Source organism: Exiguobacterium sp. USCH10, from assembly GCF_037619445.1.
Classification (GTDB): domain Bacteria; phylum Bacillota; class Bacilli; order Exiguobacteriales; family Exiguobacteriaceae; genus Exiguobacterium; species Exiguobacterium aestuarii_A.
The window spans coordinates 24,484-41,944 of the sequence record NZ_JAQPZO010000005.1 but is presented as its reverse complement, the minus strand read 5'-3'; the positions used below and the strand labels follow the sequence as shown (position 1 = coordinate 41,944).

General features: G+C 49.2%; 17 protein-coding genes. 1 reads left to right on the top strand and 16 read right to left on the bottom strand.

Annotation, left to right across the window (positions count from 1 at the left end; all coding sequences use genetic code 11):
- Positions 1–5 precede the first annotated feature (5 nt).
- The gene (locus PQI28_RS09520) at positions 6–734 is read right to left on the bottom strand and encodes a DUF3784 domain-containing protein (RefSeq protein WP_339963132.1); all 729 of its coding nucleotides are present in this window, start codon (positions 732–734) and stop codon (positions 6–8) included.
- A gap of 99 nt (positions 735–833) precedes the next feature.
- Complete coding sequence (locus PQI28_RS09515) at positions 834–2,075, bottom strand: UDP-glucose dehydrogenase family protein (protein WP_339963131.1); 1,242 nt, start codon at positions 2,073–2,075, stop codon at positions 834–836.
- A 104-nt stretch (positions 2,076–2,179) separates the two neighbouring features.
- Here PQI28_RS09515 and PQI28_RS09510 point away from each other — a divergent pair, with 104 nt between their 5' ends.
- Positions 2,180–2,440, top strand: coding sequence for a hypothetical protein (locus tag PQI28_RS09510; protein ID WP_224862008.1), 261 nt, complete (start codon positions 2,180–2,182; stop codon positions 2,438–2,440).
- Positions 2,441–2,538: 98 nt separating this feature from the next.
- Here the strand turns inward: PQI28_RS09510 and PQI28_RS09505 are convergent, their stop codons facing one another.
- From PQI28_RS09505 to PQI28_RS09440, 14 genes are all read right to left on the bottom strand, one after another.
- Positions 2,539–3,546, bottom strand: a complete 1,008-nt coding sequence (locus tag PQI28_RS09505; protein WP_339963130.1) for a DUF916 domain-containing protein — start codon at positions 3,544–3,546, stop codon at positions 2,539–2,541.
- Positions 3,547–3,557: 11 nt separating this feature from the next.
- Entirely contained in the window at positions 3,558–4,271 is a 714-nt protein-coding gene (locus PQI28_RS09500) for a WxL domain-containing protein (protein WP_339963129.1), read from the bottom strand.
- 17 nt (positions 4,272–4,288) lie between these two features.
- Positions 4,289–5,632: a hypothetical protein gene (locus tag PQI28_RS09495; protein ID WP_339963128.1), complete on the bottom strand. Its 1,344-nt coding sequence runs from the start codon at positions 5,630–5,632 to the stop codon at positions 4,289–4,291.
- Positions 5,633–5,784: 152 nt separating this feature from the next.
- A complete protein-coding gene (locus PQI28_RS09490; protein WP_445236757.1) occupies positions 5,785–6,423 on the bottom strand; it encodes a sugar transferase in 639 nt (212 codons plus the stop codon).
- Positions 6,420–7,475, bottom strand: a complete 1,056-nt coding sequence (gene rfbB / locus PQI28_RS09485; protein ID WP_339963126.1) for a dTDP-glucose 4,6-dehydratase — start codon at positions 7,473–7,475, stop codon at positions 6,420–6,422. The genes PQI28_RS09490 and rfbB overlap by 4 nt, the downstream gene beginning before the upstream one ends.
- Positions 7,381–8,352 (bottom strand): glucose-1-phosphate thymidylyltransferase RfbA, encoded by a 972-nt coding sequence (gene rfbA / locus PQI28_RS09480; protein WP_339963125.1) that lies wholly within the window; start codon positions 8,350–8,352, stop codon positions 7,381–7,383. Before rfbA ends, rfbB begins: the two co-directional genes overlap by 95 nt.
- On the bottom strand, positions 8,349–9,506 hold the full coding sequence (locus tag PQI28_RS09475; protein ID WP_214784362.1) for a DegT/DnrJ/EryC1/StrS family aminotransferase: 1,158 nt from the start codon (positions 9,504–9,506) through the stop codon (positions 8,349–8,351). The genes rfbA and PQI28_RS09475 overlap by 4 nt, the downstream gene beginning before the upstream one ends.
- A gap of 11 nt (positions 9,507–9,517) precedes the next feature.
- Positions 9,518–10,234, bottom strand: a complete 717-nt coding sequence (locus tag PQI28_RS09470; RefSeq protein ID WP_339963124.1) for a WbqC family protein — start codon at positions 10,232–10,234, stop codon at positions 9,518–9,520.
- 12 nt (positions 10,235–10,246) lie between these two features.
- On the bottom strand, positions 10,247–11,377 hold the full coding sequence (locus PQI28_RS09465) for a glycosyltransferase family 4 protein (RefSeq protein WP_339963123.1): 1,131 nt from the start codon (positions 11,375–11,377) through the stop codon (positions 10,247–10,249).
- Complete coding sequence (wecB, locus tag PQI28_RS09460; protein WP_339963122.1) at positions 11,349–12,533, bottom strand: non-hydrolyzing UDP-N-acetylglucosamine 2-epimerase; 1,185 nt, start codon at positions 12,531–12,533, stop codon at positions 11,349–11,351. Before wecB ends, PQI28_RS09465 begins: the two co-directional genes overlap by 29 nt.
- Positions 12,460–13,635 (bottom strand): polysaccharide biosynthesis C-terminal domain-containing protein, encoded by a 1,176-nt coding sequence (locus PQI28_RS09455; RefSeq protein WP_339963121.1) that lies wholly within the window; start codon positions 13,633–13,635, stop codon positions 12,460–12,462. The genes wecB and PQI28_RS09455 overlap by 74 nt, the downstream gene beginning before the upstream one ends.
- The gene (locus PQI28_RS09450) at positions 13,632–14,657 is read right to left on the bottom strand and encodes a polysaccharide biosynthesis protein (protein ID WP_214784377.1); all 1,026 of its coding nucleotides are present in this window, start codon (positions 14,655–14,657) and stop codon (positions 13,632–13,634) included. The genes PQI28_RS09455 and PQI28_RS09450 overlap by 4 nt, the downstream gene beginning before the upstream one ends.
- Positions 14,658–14,840: 183 nt before the next feature.
- Positions 14,841–16,373 carry an oligosaccharide flippase family protein gene (locus tag PQI28_RS09445; protein ID WP_214784380.1) on the bottom strand — a complete coding sequence of 511 codons (1,533 nt, stop codon included), beginning with the start codon at positions 16,371–16,373 and terminating at the stop codon, positions 14,841–14,843.
- 15 nt (positions 16,374–16,388) lie between these two features.
- Positions 16,389–17,453 carry an EpsG family protein gene (locus PQI28_RS09440; RefSeq protein ID WP_339963120.1) on the bottom strand — a complete coding sequence of 355 codons (1,065 nt, stop codon included), beginning with the start codon at positions 17,451–17,453 and terminating at the stop codon, positions 16,389–16,391.
- Positions 17,454–17,461: the final 8 nt, after the last annotated feature.

Sequence of the window (17,461 nt, the reverse complement as noted above, 5' to 3'; positions counted from 1 at the left end):
TTTCTTCAGCGAGAACGAATGTCCTCATATAATTGCCTCGTCGCTTCTGCCGAGGACTGATTCAAATAAATTGGTTCTTCCGACCAATCGAGTCGAATGACCGGCTCGACATCACGGTCGATAAAGAGAAGAACGTCCTCCCCTGCTTTCGTTCGAAAATGTCCCGTCAGACGTGATCCCGATTCCGCCCCGCTCGTCCGTCGCGCGATTTCGGGTAACGTCGTCCACGTCACATCATCGAGTTCATCGAATGGGATTTCACGGCTATAGCTCCCCTCAATGACAATCGTTGAGTCTGTCACCGTCACCTCGGTCGGTTGACTGAACCAAAACATGAGCGCCGGCACTCCGACGAGTAAGACGACGGAGACGATGACAATCGGGATGAGACGCTTTTTACCGCCCGGTCTCAAACGCCCTGATTCGTCATAGATGTTGCCGTCATACTTTTGCATACGCCAAAGCATGGCTACGATGAAGACGATCATCACGATAAAAAAGGGGGCGAGTGAAATGTCCAATTCAAATCCTTCGATGAGCGCGATGAGGAGAAAGATAGCACCAATCCCGTAACACATCCACGCGACAAGACGTGCCACTTTTTGAATGTTTACCCGTTCCTTCTTCTCTCTCGACATCGTATTGTAGCCAGAAATCAAATCGTGCCATCCGAGACGGTCTACCGCAAAACCGAGTGCGATGACGATGACCGCCGCCAATACAAGAATCCACATGTGCCTCACCTCCTCTTCTTTCCTTTAAGTCATGAGTCACACAAAAGATTCATCCTACACAAAAACAGGACCGCTGAATGAAGCGGTCCCTCAGAAGATTTAGTTTGATGTCGGGGTGTTGGACGGACGTTGCATTCGGCCGATGCCTTCGTACGCGACGTCACCCGGGTCACGCGCGAACTTCCACGCATTCCGCGCATCAATCAACCGACGTTGACGCATGCCGGAGAAGGCTTCCGGTGCCAAGTTCACAAGCTCTTCCCATTCCGTGACAAGAATCGCATAATCTGCATCTTTCAAGGCTTCTTCTACAGACGCTGCTTGTGGATATTCCCATGTTGCGATCGGGTCATAGCCGATGACCTCGACATCGCGGGCGACCATATGGTGTGCGAGTAGAATGGACGGTGCATCTCGCATATCATCCGTTCCTGGTTTGAATGCCAAGCCGAGAATGGCGACACGCATCTTAGGTTCTAGATGAAGTTTCGACAATACGTACGGCGCTTGTGTTTCGTTCACTTTCGCTGCCGCCTTGATGACGCGAAGATTGACGTCATTTTCTTTTGCGACATGAAGAAGCGCATCCATATCTTTCGGGAAACAAGAGCCCCCATATCCGATTCCAGCGTTGAGGAACGAACGCCCGATTCGTGGGTCGAGCCCCATCCCGTCCGCAATCGTCGTGATGTCAGCTCCTGCCTCATCGGCTAGACGAGACAAGTCGTTCATGAAGCTGATCTTTGTCGCCAAAAAGGCGTTCGAGGCGTATTTGATGAGCTCGGCATTGATCGGTGTCGTACAGATGAGCGGGACGCCAAGTCGACCATAAATCCCTGCCAACTCTTCGCAAACCTCAAGGTCCTCACATCCGATGATGACACGATGTGGTTTCATGACATCCGCGAGGGCGCGCCCTTCCTGTAGAAACTCGGGTACGATCGCAAACGTATGAGAAGGATACATGATTTTCAACAAATCTGTCGTGCCAGGTGGGACCGAGCTACGAATGATGACCTTGTGTTTCGTCTTCAATTCAGATAGAGCTGTCTCGATATAAAAGAGGTCACAACTTCCATCGGGCTTACTCGGTGTGCCGACCGCGAGAACCAAATAGTCGACATGATCTGCATCCGCGATTTCGTCGGTCAACGTGATTTGATCGGCGTGCTCTTGTAACACGTCCGCCATGCCCGGTTCGTGGAATGGAGGGTGACCACTCTTCAGGAGACCTAACTTCCCTTGGTGCGTCTCGACCCCGATGACTTCATGACCAGCTTTGGCCAATCCGCATAGTGTCGCCAATCCAACATATCCTAAGCCTATAATTCCAAATTTCACATCAGTTCCTCCTTCAATCATCTTTTCTAAGCGTACTCAAATACGCCCAAGAAGTGAAGCTTCTAACACTCTCTCGATGTTCTTTGCTATAATGAGTCAAAATGATGGGTGAAAGGACAAACCGTATGGGCTTAATCGCTTTCTTTTTGGTGACGTTATTGATTTATTTTTGGCTTCCAGTCCGGGGGGGACTGAAAACCTTTTTACTTGTGTTGATCATGGTGAGTGGTTGGCTCTCCATTTTTGAGCTCGTTTCAATCTTAGAAGCTCGACCATGGGTATTCGCTCCAATCCTGATTGTCATTGTGTCAGTGATTTGGAAAGTACAACGCGACCGAAAACAGCAAATGAAGAAAAGTGTTTGACCTCGGTCGGGCGCTTTTTCTTTTTGTCCTATTCGAGAAAGTGTGTGAAATTCCTGCATGCATACAAAAATCCTCGTTCCATCGACGAGGATTTGACGTTATTGTGTCTTTAACTTTCTTCTTAAATGAACGATGTACAAGAATGCTACCGTCAACAGAAGCGCAAGCAACGACATCGTCCACGTTCCGCTAAAGAAGCTTGATTCTTCCACAATCGGTTGCTCGACACGTTCGCGAATCGTTTCCGCCTCTTCTTCAGAAACGACCAGTTCGTCTTCCCAAGTCCAAGTCGCCCCTGTACCCGATTCGGTCATCGTCATCTCGACTTGATAAGTGCCCGCATCTAGTCGTTTCGTCAGCGGGAAGCGAAAACCCGTCGATGTGTAAGGGACGAGCTTCGCCTCCATCGCATGATCGAGCTTCACATCTTGTTCATCCGATCGAATCGTCATTTGAACGTCCAAGTCTTGACTGATGGAGCCGGATGCATTCATCACTTGAAACGCGATGTGTGGATAATGATGCTCTTGATTGACGTTCACGCCTTGCCATTCTGGACCAAACGGGACTTGTTTAACCGATGTTCGTAAGACGACGCCAATCACGTATTCATATCGATTTTGAAGTCCGACCTGCGCGTCTTCTTGTCGCTTCTCCGTTTCGGATACGCGAATCCCTCCTAAAATGACGCCGTTCACGTCTTCATTCACGCTCTTCAATACGAACGATATTCGCTTCGACTCGCCTGACGCAATCGTTACGTTTTCATCAAAAGTGGATACAAGTTCTGTGAAAGAGAGATGATTTGAGATGGCTTTCTCCTGATCATACATGACCACCCCGTTCTCATTCGTATAGCCATTCCCAATCTTTACATCGAACGTCTTGTCTTCAGACGCATGGTTGTGGATGATCACGTCTAACGTCGTTTCATCATCTTGCTTCACGAGCAAGTCAAAATACCCGACACGGTCATTCGTTTGCTGAACATGTGGGACCCGTTCAACGGAAAAACCCACTTCTCCGGTTTGCGCGCTTACTGGCGTCACGGAGTTGACGAATAGACAAACGAATAAGATGGAGAGTAGTCTGTAACACATTCTCATCCTCGACCCTCTTACGGCCCTAAATCAGGACTGAGTGTCCATGTCAGAACAGACGTGTGTTCTCCGACTTGTTTCGTATTCACTGGGATATCCAAAAACACACCGACATCTCCTTCTCCAATCCAATGTGCGAGCCATGTGAATGGAGCTTCTCCTGTATCGGCTGACAAGAGAGGGACCGCTCCTGCTAAGTCATCCGCAATCACCTGAATCACTTCACTTCGTAACTTCGGACCTGTGAATCCACTATTCGTATCCGGACTGGTCACGACGCCTTCAGAAAATGTCAAATACGCTCCAGCTAAAGTCTTTGCTCCATTGCTCATAAATGTTGAAGCTTTAACTGAAACCGTCCACTGCCCCGGGATGATGCGGCGATCGGTCACTTGAAGGAATGGACCTTTCGTGAGTGAACCACCTTTGGCAGGAAGCACTGCTTCATATCGCGCCGCCAAATCATTTTCAATCTCGTTTGACCCGAAATAAAGATGCGGAACGAAGTCGAGCGTCAGATCACCAGCTGTATCGTTCACGTCCCCGTCTCCTTCATTCGGTTGGGGGTCCAAGACGATATCCGGATTTTCTGGATCTAAAATCTCAGGCGGCTCGAGGTCGACAAAGTCAATGATGGCGTTTGTCGTCCCTGTCGTCGCAGCATTTACCGTCATCACATTTCCAACAACCCATAATCCAATCATCCAACCCGTTACTTTATTCCATTTCATCATCGGTCATCTCCTTTTCAAGGCGCGTTGACGAGTGTCCAAGTAATCGTTGAGTAATATTGTTGCGCACGTGGTGTTTGTGTTTGTAAATCGAGAACAATCCCTTCATCAGAAGGATAGGAAAGTGTTGTCGGTTCCGTTTCCATCACGCCGGACGTGATCAGTTGTGGTCCTTGTTCAAGAGGCAACAGTTGTCCATCCGTCGTTCGAAAGTGGACACTGTTTTCGAGAACATCTCCCTCACTCGTCTGTAACGGCGAGGCGTTGACTAGGAGTCGCCACGGATAACCGAGTGCCCGCTCATGCGACACAATTAATGTCATCATCGTTTGGCGATTCACCGTTCGTCTCGCTTCGTGAAGGGGCACAATCCCAAAATCAATCGTGGAGGGCACAGTTAAATAAAACAGAGGACCCTCTAACGTAAGCGTCCATGAATCGCTCCCGTCGGAAAGGAGTTCAATGTCCACGATTTCGTTCGTCACCTGACTAAAAAACGTATATTGCTGTGGGTGTCCTAGTGGTAGCGATGACAGTGTAAAACTGAGCGTGAACTTATACGTGGACCTCGTGAGTAGCGAGACATTCAATAAGTCATTGACGTTTACAATGACTTGTCCGCTCTCAGGATTGACTGTCAACGCATTGAACGTCCCAGTTTTACGTCCAACCTCCGCACCAATAACACTAATAGACGGTACATCGTAGGTTCCAGTCAAACTCGCTTGATTGATGTAAGGAATCAAACGAGTCGGAATTTTAAAGATGACGTATCGATTTTTTAACAGGTTCAAATTGAGAACCCCACTCCCCGTGGCTGTCAATGTCACGCGGTCTGAATATGAACCGTCCAAGGTGAGGTCATCAAGCAATGATATGCCGATAATCCCGGATACTTCCTCCGCTGTTTCTGCCTCTTCCTCTGTCACTTCGTCCGATGACGGAGGAGTAGAAGGAACGTCTACAGCAGGCATATCTTCAGTCGGGATGTCCTGATTTGGTTCCCTGGATTCGGTGACAGGTGGGGTGGTCGGGAAATCTCCCTCTTCGTTTCGTTCAGGCACTGTCGCACCTGAATCATCCGGTATCGGAATCATCTCAACCGGTTCTTGGATTTCCTTTTCGTCTACGTCAGCGTCAAGTGGCGGGGGATGTTCTTCTGATGGCGGAGATGACTCCGACGGATTTGGTGGAATCACCTCTTCCGGTGGGGGATCGGGATCCTCCGTTTCTTCAATTGGTACTGGTTCTTCCTGACATTCTACGCACGTCGCATCGTTCGTTGCTTCATACACAAGCGGATGATTCAACGAGATGAACCCAATTAACAGCATCGCGAACAGTAAGTACTTTTTTTCCATAGACCCCTCCATATGTTAAGAGACGACGGGAACAAGATACTACATACATTATATCCATTATCAGACAATTAAAACTTTCAATATGTCATAAATGTTCTATTTATGTATGTCGAACTCAAAAAAAACACCTTCTGCTTTTGCAAAAAGGTGTTTCAATCATGTATAGATTCATTTCCCATAAACGCTTCCATCGTCGCTGAGGTTTCAGAAGAGATCCCATCTCGTTTAAATACTTTATAAACCGTTTGAACAACAATGTTCCAGTCCCCTAAAAACGTGATATGGTCCACGTATCGAACATCTAAGTTAAACCGGTCTTCCCACGACAAACGGTTACGCCCATTCACTTGAGCAAGTCCGGTCAATCCAGGTCGCACCTCATGACGTCGTTTCTGTACCACACTATATCTAGGTAAATATTCCACAAGGAGCGGCCGAGGACCGACAATCGATAAGTCCCCTTTGATGATGTTGATCAGACTTGGTAACTCATCGATGCTAAGGGAACGTAACTTCTGACCGAATGGTGTCAAACGCTTCTCATCGGGAAGCAGTTCTCCATGTTCATCTCGTTCCTCTGTCATCGTCCGAAATTTGATTAAATGGAATACGACGCCATCCTTACCCGGGCGTTCCTGTAGAAAGAAGATGGGGCCCCCGAGCTTGATTCGAATCATCACACCGACAACGAATAAGATTGGGCTCAATACGAGTAGTGCGAGCGATGCTAAGGTGAGATCTTGCATTCGTTTAAAATACCGTTCATACATATTGAACCTTCCCCTTTCTATAGAGAAGCGTACATTTTTTCGTAGTAATCGCGATAAGCTCCCGTTACGACGTCCTCCACCCATTCTGGGTGCGTGCGATACCATTCAATCGTCTCTTCCATTCCCTGTTCAAACTGATAACGAGGTGTCCAACCGAGCTCTTCCCGCATTTTAGAGGCATCGATCGCATAACGTCGGTCATGACCAGGTCGGTCGGTGACGAACTGAATCTTATCGTCTGATAGTTGAAACACGTGTAAAATCGTACGAACGAGTTCGAGATTCGTCTTCTCGTTGTTTCCACCGATGTTATACACCTCTCCGAAGCGACCTTTCTCCCGAACGAGATCGATGGCTTCACAATGGTCTTGAACGTGTAGCCAATCCCGAATATGTCCGCCATCCCCATATACGGGAAGCAGTTTCCCGGTCATGCAATGATGCACCATGAGCGGAATCAGTTTTTCCGGGAATTGATACGGGCCATAGTTGTTGCTGCAACGTGTCGTTTTGACGGGGAGCCCGTATGTTTCATGATACGAACGTACAAGTAAATCCGAACTGGCTTTTGATGCTGAATACGGGCTATTCGGTGCAATCGGTGATTCTTCCGTAAAATAGCCGGTCTCGCCGAGTGAGCCATACACTTCATCTGTCGAGACGTGAACGAAACAGACACCCTCTCGGTACTCCCGACTGTATTTGTCATCCGGATGTAGCTTCCAGTGACGCATTGCTACATCTAACAGCACTTGTGTCCCGAGTACGTTTGTCGATAAAAACAGCTCGGGCTCGAGGATGCTGCGGTCGACATGGGATTCTGCCGCAAAGTGAACGACTTCATCCACTTGAAATAGCGTGAACAGTTCATCGATGGCGGGACGATCCCGAATGTCCACTTTTCGAAACACGTAGAGCGGGTCGGTCTCAAACTCCTGGATGTTGTTTAGGTTGCCTGCATACGTCAACGCGTCGACGTTAAGAATGCGGGACGTCGGATGTTTTGCCCGATAGTGTTTTATGAAATTTGAACCGATGAACCCGGCTCCGCCAGTCACTAGGATCGTATGCATTTGTCTGTTCCCCTTCCTCTACGAGTGAGATTAAATATTGACCGTAGTCGGTCATCTTGAGCGTCAAGCCGATGTCCCGAAGCTGTTCACGTGTGATAAAACCACGTCGCCACGCAATTTCTTCGAGACAAGCGATATAGTAGCCTTGTCGTTCTTGCACCGTCTGGACAAAGATTGAAGCTTTGATCATGCCTTCCGGCGTCCCTGTGTCGAGCCATGCCATCCCCCGCCCGAATAGGACGACGTTCAGCTCGCCCCGCTCGAGATACATATTGTTGATGGATGTGATTTCAAGTTCTCCCCGTGATGACGGTTTGACTTGTTTCGCGAATTCGACGACTTGATTGTCATAGAAGTATAGGCCCGGCACCGCATAGTTCGATTTTGGCACGGCCGGTTTTTCTTCGATGGACACGACGCGATGATTCTCGTCAAACTCGACAACACCGAACGCCCGCGGATCTTTCACCGGATACCCAAACACCGTCGCACCTTTCGTCTTCGCTTGGGCGTCTTTTAAGAATCGTGTCAAGTCAGGTCCGTAGAAGACGTTGTCGCCTAGGATGAGGCAGACCGAATCATCGCCGATGAACTCTTCTCCTAACATGAAGGCATCGGCTAAGCCGACGGGTTTCGTCTGGACTTTATACGAGATGTCAATCCCGAGCTGATGACCGTCACCGAAGAGGCGTTCATACCCTCCAATGTCTTGAGGAGTAGAGATGACGAGCACTTCCCGGATACCCGCGAGCATCAAGACCGACATCGGATAATAGATGAGCGGCTTGTCGTAAATTGGTAAGAGTTGTTTCGATACAGCTTTCGTCATTGGATAGAGGCGCGTACCGTTCCCGCCCGCTAAAATGATCCCTTTCATCGTGTCATCATCCTTTCTCTCAAGATGTCACAAATTCGCGTGACGTCGGTCGGTGTCAAATCAGGATAGAGTGGCAACGTCAGGACGCGATTCGCGATTTGTTGGGCAACCGGTGTGCGTCGGCTCGCAAATCGATTTTCCATCCAGTCGTAGTCCGTGACGAGTGGATAAAAGTACTTTCTCGTCAACACACCTTTTGCAGCCAGTACCGTCTCCATCTCGTCTCGACGATTGACCGCATCCGTGAACACGATTGGATAGTAGGAATGATTCGGGTGGACGCCTGGTTGATATTCGAGTACACGAATCCCTGGGATTCCTTTCAAAGCGGCGTCATACAGTTCTCGAATCTGCTTCCGCTTCGCCATCACTTCATCGATATGACGAAGGTTACACAGTCCCATCGCCGCTTGAAATTCATTCATTTTGGCATTCCCACCTGGTTCTTTGACGGTTTCAGGACCCGTGATGCCAAAGTTTTTTAGTCGCTCGAAGCGTTGTTTAAGTGCCGGGTCATTGAATGTGAGTGCCCCGCCCTCAATCGTATGGAAGACTTTCGTCGCATGAAAACTGAACATCGAGACATCTCCGAACGTTCCGATTCCACGTCCGTTCAGCGTCACCCCGAACGTATGGGCTGCATCATAGATCACTTTCAACTTATGTTTTTTCGCGATTGCCTCAATGGCCTCGACATCACATACATTTCCATATACGTGCACGGGTAGAATGGCCGATGTTTTTGATGTAATCAATCGCTCGATTTTTGAAGCATCGAGCGTATAGTTGTCTGCTCGAATGTCTCCAAAGACAGGTGTCAGTCCTTTTCGAATCAACGCGTGTGTCGTCGAAGCGAACGTAAACGGTGTCGTGATGACTTCCCCTGTCAGTCCGAGCGCCTCGATTGCCGCCTCTAACGCCAAGTGACCGTTCGTGAAGAGCGCTACCTGTTCGACGTTCAAATAGTCTTTCAGTGCTTGTTCGAGTTGCTGGTGCTTCGTCCCATTGTTCGTTAGCCATTTTGACTCCCATAACGATCGAATCTCTTCCACATATTCTTCGAATGGAGGGAGTGCCGACTGAATGACCGGAATGACGGGCTCATGCGATGGTAGCGGTGGTGTACTCGACTGAAGATCAACGATGTGCAACATATGCTTCCCTCCTAAGTCGGTTGATGATTGGCGACAAGTTCGTAACGATGAAGCATCTCATGAATGTGTTGAGCAGAGCAGTTCATCATGCAGTCGATGATGGACATGTAAGGCAGATACGTATCCGTTCCCTGCCTGTAAGCCGGGAGGTCTGACTGTAAAAAGGATAGTGCTATACCAGCATGTTGGAACGATTCCTCATCATAGAGTGCTCGCCCATTAATCGCATTGATGTAATGGGTCGCGCCGAGCTGCCTACAATAATCGATTACACGTTCTTGTCCTCTCAAAGTCGGGTCTCGCTCAAGTTCTGATGTCAATAGAAAGCGAGTATCGATTTGGAGATAGCGCGCCACTTCTTGTAGACTTTGAGCGAGATAGATCGCGACGTTTCGTTCTGGATTCGACAGCGCGCGTTCGAGAACCGGCATCGCCTCATTGAAATAGGGCGCTTTTTGATACGCGTGATGCAGCTGTTTGATTTGCCGCACAACCGTCTCTTCCGCAAGCGCTCGTTCATGTTCACAAATCAACTTGTTCTGGCTCATCTTTTGAATCGATAAGGTGAATGGATGGGGTTCACCGTCGATCACAATCTGATTCCGATGAATCCATCCCTTTTTGATAAATTGGACATCGTCGAAGATGACAAATGTATCGACGGCGTGCATCAGTTGGAAGTAGCCGATGTAGGGGAAAAAGTACGGCTGCATGATGGCGACTTTCATACGAACACTCCTTCACGAAATGATTTGCTTCTCCCGCAACGTGTCATAGTACCCTTTTGCCGTCACATCATTTCGATGGAATTTCACGAGCTCACGAGAGAGTTTGCCGTGTTCGATCAAGCGTTCGGGATGCGCCAAGTATTGCTCGATTCCCGCTTCGATTGACTCCACCGTGACATCACACATGTAACAGTTCTCTCCATCTACCGAATGATGCGATACGTTGTTGATCTGATTGCTGATGACGACCCCCATGCCGGAAGCCCGTGCCTCGATAATCGTCCCGTTCCCGTTCGAGTAAGTCGCCGGGAGAATCAAGATATCGGCTTGTTCGTACACGATCGGCATCTCGTCCCACGCCCGAATCTCGTCTAAGAAATGAACGTTCTCGAGATGATGTTCCGCAATGTATGATTTACAGGCTTCGAGTTGTTGACCCGAGTGGTTCAAGTAAAGCTCTAGGTTGTATCGTTTTGATAAATTGCGATACGCCTCGAGGACGAGCAGTGGTTGATAGCGTTCGACCAGGCGATTCGCGAACAATAACTTGAACGTGTCCCCTTGTTTTTTATGACGGAGACCATGATCGAAATAGGCATCGATATCTTGTGCATACGTGGCATGCACGACTTTATCCGGGTTGAACTGCAGCTCCCGTTTGAACTGATCGACCGCGACCGTTCCCATGCTGAAGAATAAATCTGCATCTTTGAACATCCAGTGCAATAGCTGTGTTTTTCGAGGGTTATCGATCCGATTCATCAATCGATTTGACGGGTCATCGTCGTTTTGAAGGGGCCGGAGCGGCTCACTCATGACGACCGTTTTGATCCCTAACCGTTTCGCCACTTTTGTGATCAATGCGTGCATCGGCATGAACCCTCCGAGCAAGATGATGTCAGGCTTGAAACGAACGAGTTCAGGAATCAACCCGAGTGAGAGATAGCTCAGTTTCGGGAACCGTTTCGAGTATTTTAAGATCTTACATTTGTCTCCGAGCGGGATTTTCCACCAGTCCGGTCGATTCGCATCCAAGTGTTCATAAAACCAAAACTCTGCATCGAAATATTCCTCTAAGGCGTAACAGAGCTTCACTTGGTACGGAGATGCGATATTACTGATAAAGACAAGCTTCTGTTTCATCGTTTATCCCTCCCTTGACGACCTGTCTCGGGTCGACGCTACCTTTCCATACTTCACGTCGAACGTAATCCGTATAAGACAAGAGGATGCGTACGACCTTGTCTGAGACGTTCGGCATACTGTAGTCGCTGACGAGTCGTGGGCGTGGTTGTGACAAGACGACGGAGATGCCTTGGAGGATGCGCTCTTTCTCGAGCCCGACCATAAGGACGGCCCCTTCTTCCATCGCTTCGGGACGTTCATGACTCTCGCGGATATTGAGACCTCGCAACCCGAGAATCGAAGACTCTTCACTGATTGTCCCGCTATCACTGAGGACCGCCTTCGCATGGAGCTGTAAGTGATTGTAGTCGATGAAACCGAGCGGCTTGAGCAACCGGACGTGCGGATGGAACGTGATATTCAACTCTTGGATCCGCTTCATCGTGCGCGGATGCGTACTCACGATGACGGGAAGGTCGTACACGTCAGCTACCGTATTCAAACTTTCCACGAGCGCGATAAATAACTTGTCCGAATTGATATTCTCTTCCCGGTGAGCCGAGACGAGGAAATAGCCCTCCCGCATCAAGCCGAGTCGGTCGAGCACGTCCGACTGTTCGATGGCCTCGCGCTTAGAGTGGAGCACTTCATACATCGGACTCCCAGTCTTGATCACCCGTTCTGGCGGTAACCCTTCACGAAGCAGATATTCCCGGGCAATATCGCTATACGTCAAATTGATATCCGACGTATGATCCACGATTTTACGGTTCGTCTCTTCCGGGACGCGCTGGTCGAAGCAGCGATTGCCCGCCTCCATATGGAAAATTGGAATCTTCCGTCGTTTGGCGGCGATGGCCGTCAAGCAAGAGTTCGTATCGCCTAAGATGAGGACCGCATCCGGACGCTCCTGTTCTAAAATCGGATCGATGTGAATCAAGATGTTGCCGATTGTCTCCATCGGACTACCGGTCGCGGCATTTAAAAAGTGGTCTGGCTTTCTTAGTCCAAAATCTTCGAAGAAGACCTCATTTAATTCGTAGTCATAGTTTTGTCCGGTATGCACGAGGATATGCTCGATGGCTTCAGATTGTTCAAGTTTATGAAGGACGGCCGACAGACGAATGATCTCGGGTCGCGTCCCGACGATGGTCATCACTTTGAGCTGTTTCATCTTGCACCTCCATGAAATAAGTATCCGGACGATTCGGATCAAACGCTTCATTGACCCACATGACCGTCACCAAATCTACCGTTCCAACGTTTTCGATACTGTGTGTATAGCCGACCGGGATATCAATGACGCGCATCATCTCACCCGTCACATAATACGAATGGACGACGTCCTCCCCGAGTTTTCGAAAGTGAATGTTCGCTTCCCCGCTGACCACTAAAAACTTTTCGTTTTTCGTATGATGCCAGTGGTTCCCTTTCGTGATCCCGGGCTTGGCCACATTGACGGAAACTTGACCGCGGTCAGGTGTCCGAAGGAATTCAGTGAACGAGCCCCGGTGATCCTCATGCTTCCGTAAGTCATATCCGAATGCGTCAACCGGCAAGTAGCTGAGATACGTGCTATAGAGTTGCTTCGTGAAGCGATCATCGAGCGCAGGGACGGCTAGATTTTTCCGACTCTCGCGGAACGTATAGAGAAGGTTTGCCAAACGCTCCAGCGAGACGGGGTCATGTGTGTCAACCATCTGATAGCCAGGCTTGACCGGTTGTTCCAACACGTTCACGAAAGCTTCCACGACGTCGTCGATATAAGCAAGGGTGACGGTGCGATTCGGATCATGAATCTCGACTGGTTCTCCTTTGACGACCCGGTCACAAAATGTGGCGACAACGCTGTTATAATCCGGCCGACTCCATTTCCCGAACAAGTTCGGAAGTCGATAGATCATCACCTGACGCCCTGTCCGGGTCACTTCATTTAGTAGCAACTGTTCGGCTTCGCGCTTGCTTTGTCCATATGGGTTGTCGAGCTCGGCTTGAACAGAAGACGCGTAAACGATTGGTGCCGAGTTATCGACTTGAGTGAGGACATCGAGCAGATGTTGCGTCAAGCCGACATTCCCTTCGAAAAACTCGCGTTCCTCTTTCGGACGATTCACCCCAGCCAGATGATAGATGAAGTCTGCTTCACGACAGTAGTTCATGAACGTCTCCTCGTCCGTATCACGTGTTTGAGCAAACGCTTCATGCCCGGCCGCTTCGAGCGTCACCCTTAAATTCTTTCCGACGAACCCGTTCGCGCCTGTGATGAGAATCTTCATGAGACTTTCACCCAGCTTTTCAACTCTTGTTGGATATAAGGAAGTTTCATGAGCAGTTGTTTCACTTGTTCGACGTTTAATTGCTCGGTGTTCGCCGAATTATACTCGCCTTCGACGGTCAATTTTTGACTGCCTTCGCTGAAGTATTTTTCATAGTTCAAGTCTCGCGTATCCGCAGGTACCCGGTAAAATCCGCCCATGTCTTCGGCGACCACATTCTCTTCTCGCGTCAAGAGTGTCTCGTACTGTTTCTCTCCGTGACGTGTGCCGATGACTTTAATCGGGTTGTCGACACCGAACAGTTCGATGAGCGCTTGTGCCAACGTTCCAATCGTCGAGGCCGGTGCTTTTTGGACCATGATGTCTCCTGCATGTGCGTTTTTGAAGGCAAAGACGACGAGTTCGACGGCGTCTTCTAAACTCATCAAGAACCGCGTCATGAATGGATCCGTCACCGTCAACGGCTCGCCTCGTTTAATTTGTTCGACGAAGAGTGGGATGACAGAACCGCGTGATGCCATGACATTGCCGTAGCGTGTCCCGCAAATGAGCGTCTGGTCGGGACGAACCGCTTTCGCTTTCGCCACGAACACTTTTTCCATCATCGCCTTCGAGATGCCCATCGCATTGATCGGATAGGCGGCTTTGTCCGTCGAGAGACAAATCACTTTTTTCACGTGTTGCTCGACGGCAGCCGTTAAGACGTTATCTGTACCAAGTACGTTCGTCTTGACCGCCTCGAGCGGGAAGAACTCACAAGACGGGACTTGTTTCAATGCTGCTGCGTGAAAGACGTAGTCGACTCCGTACATGGCGTTACGGACGCTGTTCACGTCACGAACGTCACCGATATAAAATTTGAGTTTATCGTCCTGATAGAGCTTACGCATATCATCTTGTTTCTTCTCATCGCGTGAGAAGATGCGAATCTCTTTAATGTCCGTTTTGAGGAAGCGTTGCATGACCGCATGACCGAACGACCCAGTCCCTCCTGTGATGAGTAACGTCTTATCTTGAAACATTGCAGATCCTCTCCTTCATGATGTAAATGGTTTCTATCGGTGATTGGAAAACTATTGCAATGAGTGGATATTAACGTGATACCCTTCTCCTACAAGAATCTGAAAGATATGTGTATCATTTTTTTGAAAGATGGCTTAATGGCGCGTTCCCATAATTAGAAAAAGCATCCTCGATTGGGATGCTTAAGATGATCGGCGTAATAACCCGGTGATAAGCTGTTTTTCATCCTCTCGAAACGTGAAGAGCCACAAGACGAGGATGTAGGCGGCACCAAGCACCCCGGCTTTCAGTAAGAAGAGAAACAGTGAATTGACGGGAAACGTTTGCTGAATCATCCAGCCTGCCACACCCAAGACGATGAGAGCCGGCATAATCTTGAGATGACACTCTTTAAAGAAGCGCCACATGTTCAGCTGAAGAATCCGGAGATAGACCCAGTTCATAAACAAGATGGTGCCAAAGACATTCCCGATTAAAATAGCGACGGCCGCTCCAATGGCCCCGTAATGCGGCGACAAGATGGAAGATAAGATGACGCTGACGAGTGCGACAATCAAAGAGGCGAACGCGCGATATTTGATTTGGTTCGTCGCAATCAATGTCGTGTAGGCAATCTCTTGGGTCAATGTGATGAACCCTGGGGCGATCAAGAAGAGCGCCACCCAATAAGATGTATGGAACGATTCGCCGACCCATAGTCGAATAAACTCTTGTCCCATCGTCATGAAGCCGACGATGATCAAACCGACAATGTACAGTTGAATCCGCCCGACCCGGATCAGCAAGTTTTCTAAATCCCCGTGCCGGTTACTCGTCGTCATCCGTGTGACTTTCGGAAGGAAGAGCGAGCCGATGGCCGAGGAGATGGTCCAAACGTATCCTTCGATGACCATCCCGATGGAGAAGAGTGCGATGGAGGCACTCCCCGCGACCGCACCCAAAATGGTCGGGGTGATGTTGAGGATGAATCGCTGCGCGAGTGCAATCAACGTCGTCCAAGACGAAAAGGAGAAGATGTCCCGATACATCGTGCGGCTCGAATAGAGGAACTCGACGACGGTATCCGTCCGTCGCATCAAGTAGAGCCCTTTCCCGATGATAATCGAGAGTCCGACGAGCGCGTTGACGAACACGAGCGCATATAATCCATATCCGAGGAGGAGCGCCCCAATCATCAAGACGACCGTGAGCACTTTTTCAGATAAGTTGAACCAGTTCAAGACGACGAACCGTTCATTCGCAATCAAGATGCCGTTGAACGGTTTTGTCGGAAAGAGGACGACGATATAAAAGCCGACCATGATATAGAGCGTCTTCAATGTATCGATTTCACTCGCGGACAAGCTCGCATAAATCGTCTCGATCATGACGTATACGCCGACGAGCACGAGACCGATCAAGATGGCGATTCCCGTGAACAGTTTGAAGGCGACACCTAAAAAGCGAGACGCCCCCTCTTCGTCACCGAGTGCGTGATAATTGGATAAGAAGCGTGATACGGCCGCTTCAAGCCCGAAGTCGAGAGCGAACATGCTGACGAGCGAGATGGACAGCATATAAAGTCCGTAACTGGCTTGTCCGATTTCAGCAATCATCCACGGCGTATAGATCAACCCTGCTAAAATATTGAAGCCGATGGCGGTATACGACATGAGGGCACCGATTTTAATTTGACGTGAGCTGCGTTGTTCATCGAATTCCACTTTCGTCGCCATTTCGACTTCCCTCCTTTATTTTTGTTGCCAGAAGAATAGATAAATCGGTTCGTTCCGGACGAATAGGAAGAGTAGCGCTGTGATGGCCACGTAATAGACGAGCAGGCGCTCCCTTCGGTCAAACGATCGTAAGATTTCCGGAATGAGAAGCATGATAAAAACGGAGAAATATTGAACGACGCGCATCATCGATGGATTGATGAATGTGAGCGGTAAGAAGCAGAGTGCAAGCAACAAGGCGTTGATATAATGGACGGCATACGGGTTGTTCGCAATCATCTCGTCTTTACGCCAGACGGCGACGATGGTGATCAAGAGGAGGAGTAACGAAAAGTTGAGCGTCCCTGCTCCCGCATAGTAATCGTATTGGTCATACCCGCTGATGATCCGGAACAGTTCAAAGAGTTGTCCTCTGAAGACGAATAAGAACGGGATGAGCGCCCCCATGAAGAGAAGATAACGGCTCGTCAATTGCTTGTTGGCCAAGAAATAAAACGGGATGAAGACGAGTGCTGATTTATGAATGGTCGCTGCGAGAAGGACGATGAGTAGGAATGGCCAAAACCGACGCGCCTTCACGAACCCATAACCGATCATGACAGCGATGGCCGTCGCAATCGTCTGACGGATTCCCGTAATGGCGAAGAACGCATAAAATAATGTCGAAAAGATGATGAAGCTAAGTAACGGTTCCGTCGAGTTGCGATAGATCCAAATCCCGAACGGTACAAGGAATAGAATCGCGACAATGAGCAAGTACCATTGGTAGTTATCTGTCACGAGCTGGGTCGCTTTTTGAAGAACGAAGTAGCCCGGGTCTCGCTCGTCCCCGCTCTCGAATAAACCGCTCATGAAGTTGTTGCCGATCTGCTCCCACGACATGACCTTCGACTGGTCATACATCCATTTGTACTGCATCGTATCCGCCCCGACACTCAGATGCCGGAAGCCAGACAACACGATCCATTGAACGGTCGCGATGATCACGAACAACAATTTCCCGTTTCGAATGCCGTCATCGCGAAGGAGTAACGCTGCCCAAGCGATGAGGAGAATGAGGTTGATCAAATAGATGAGCATGTCGCCCC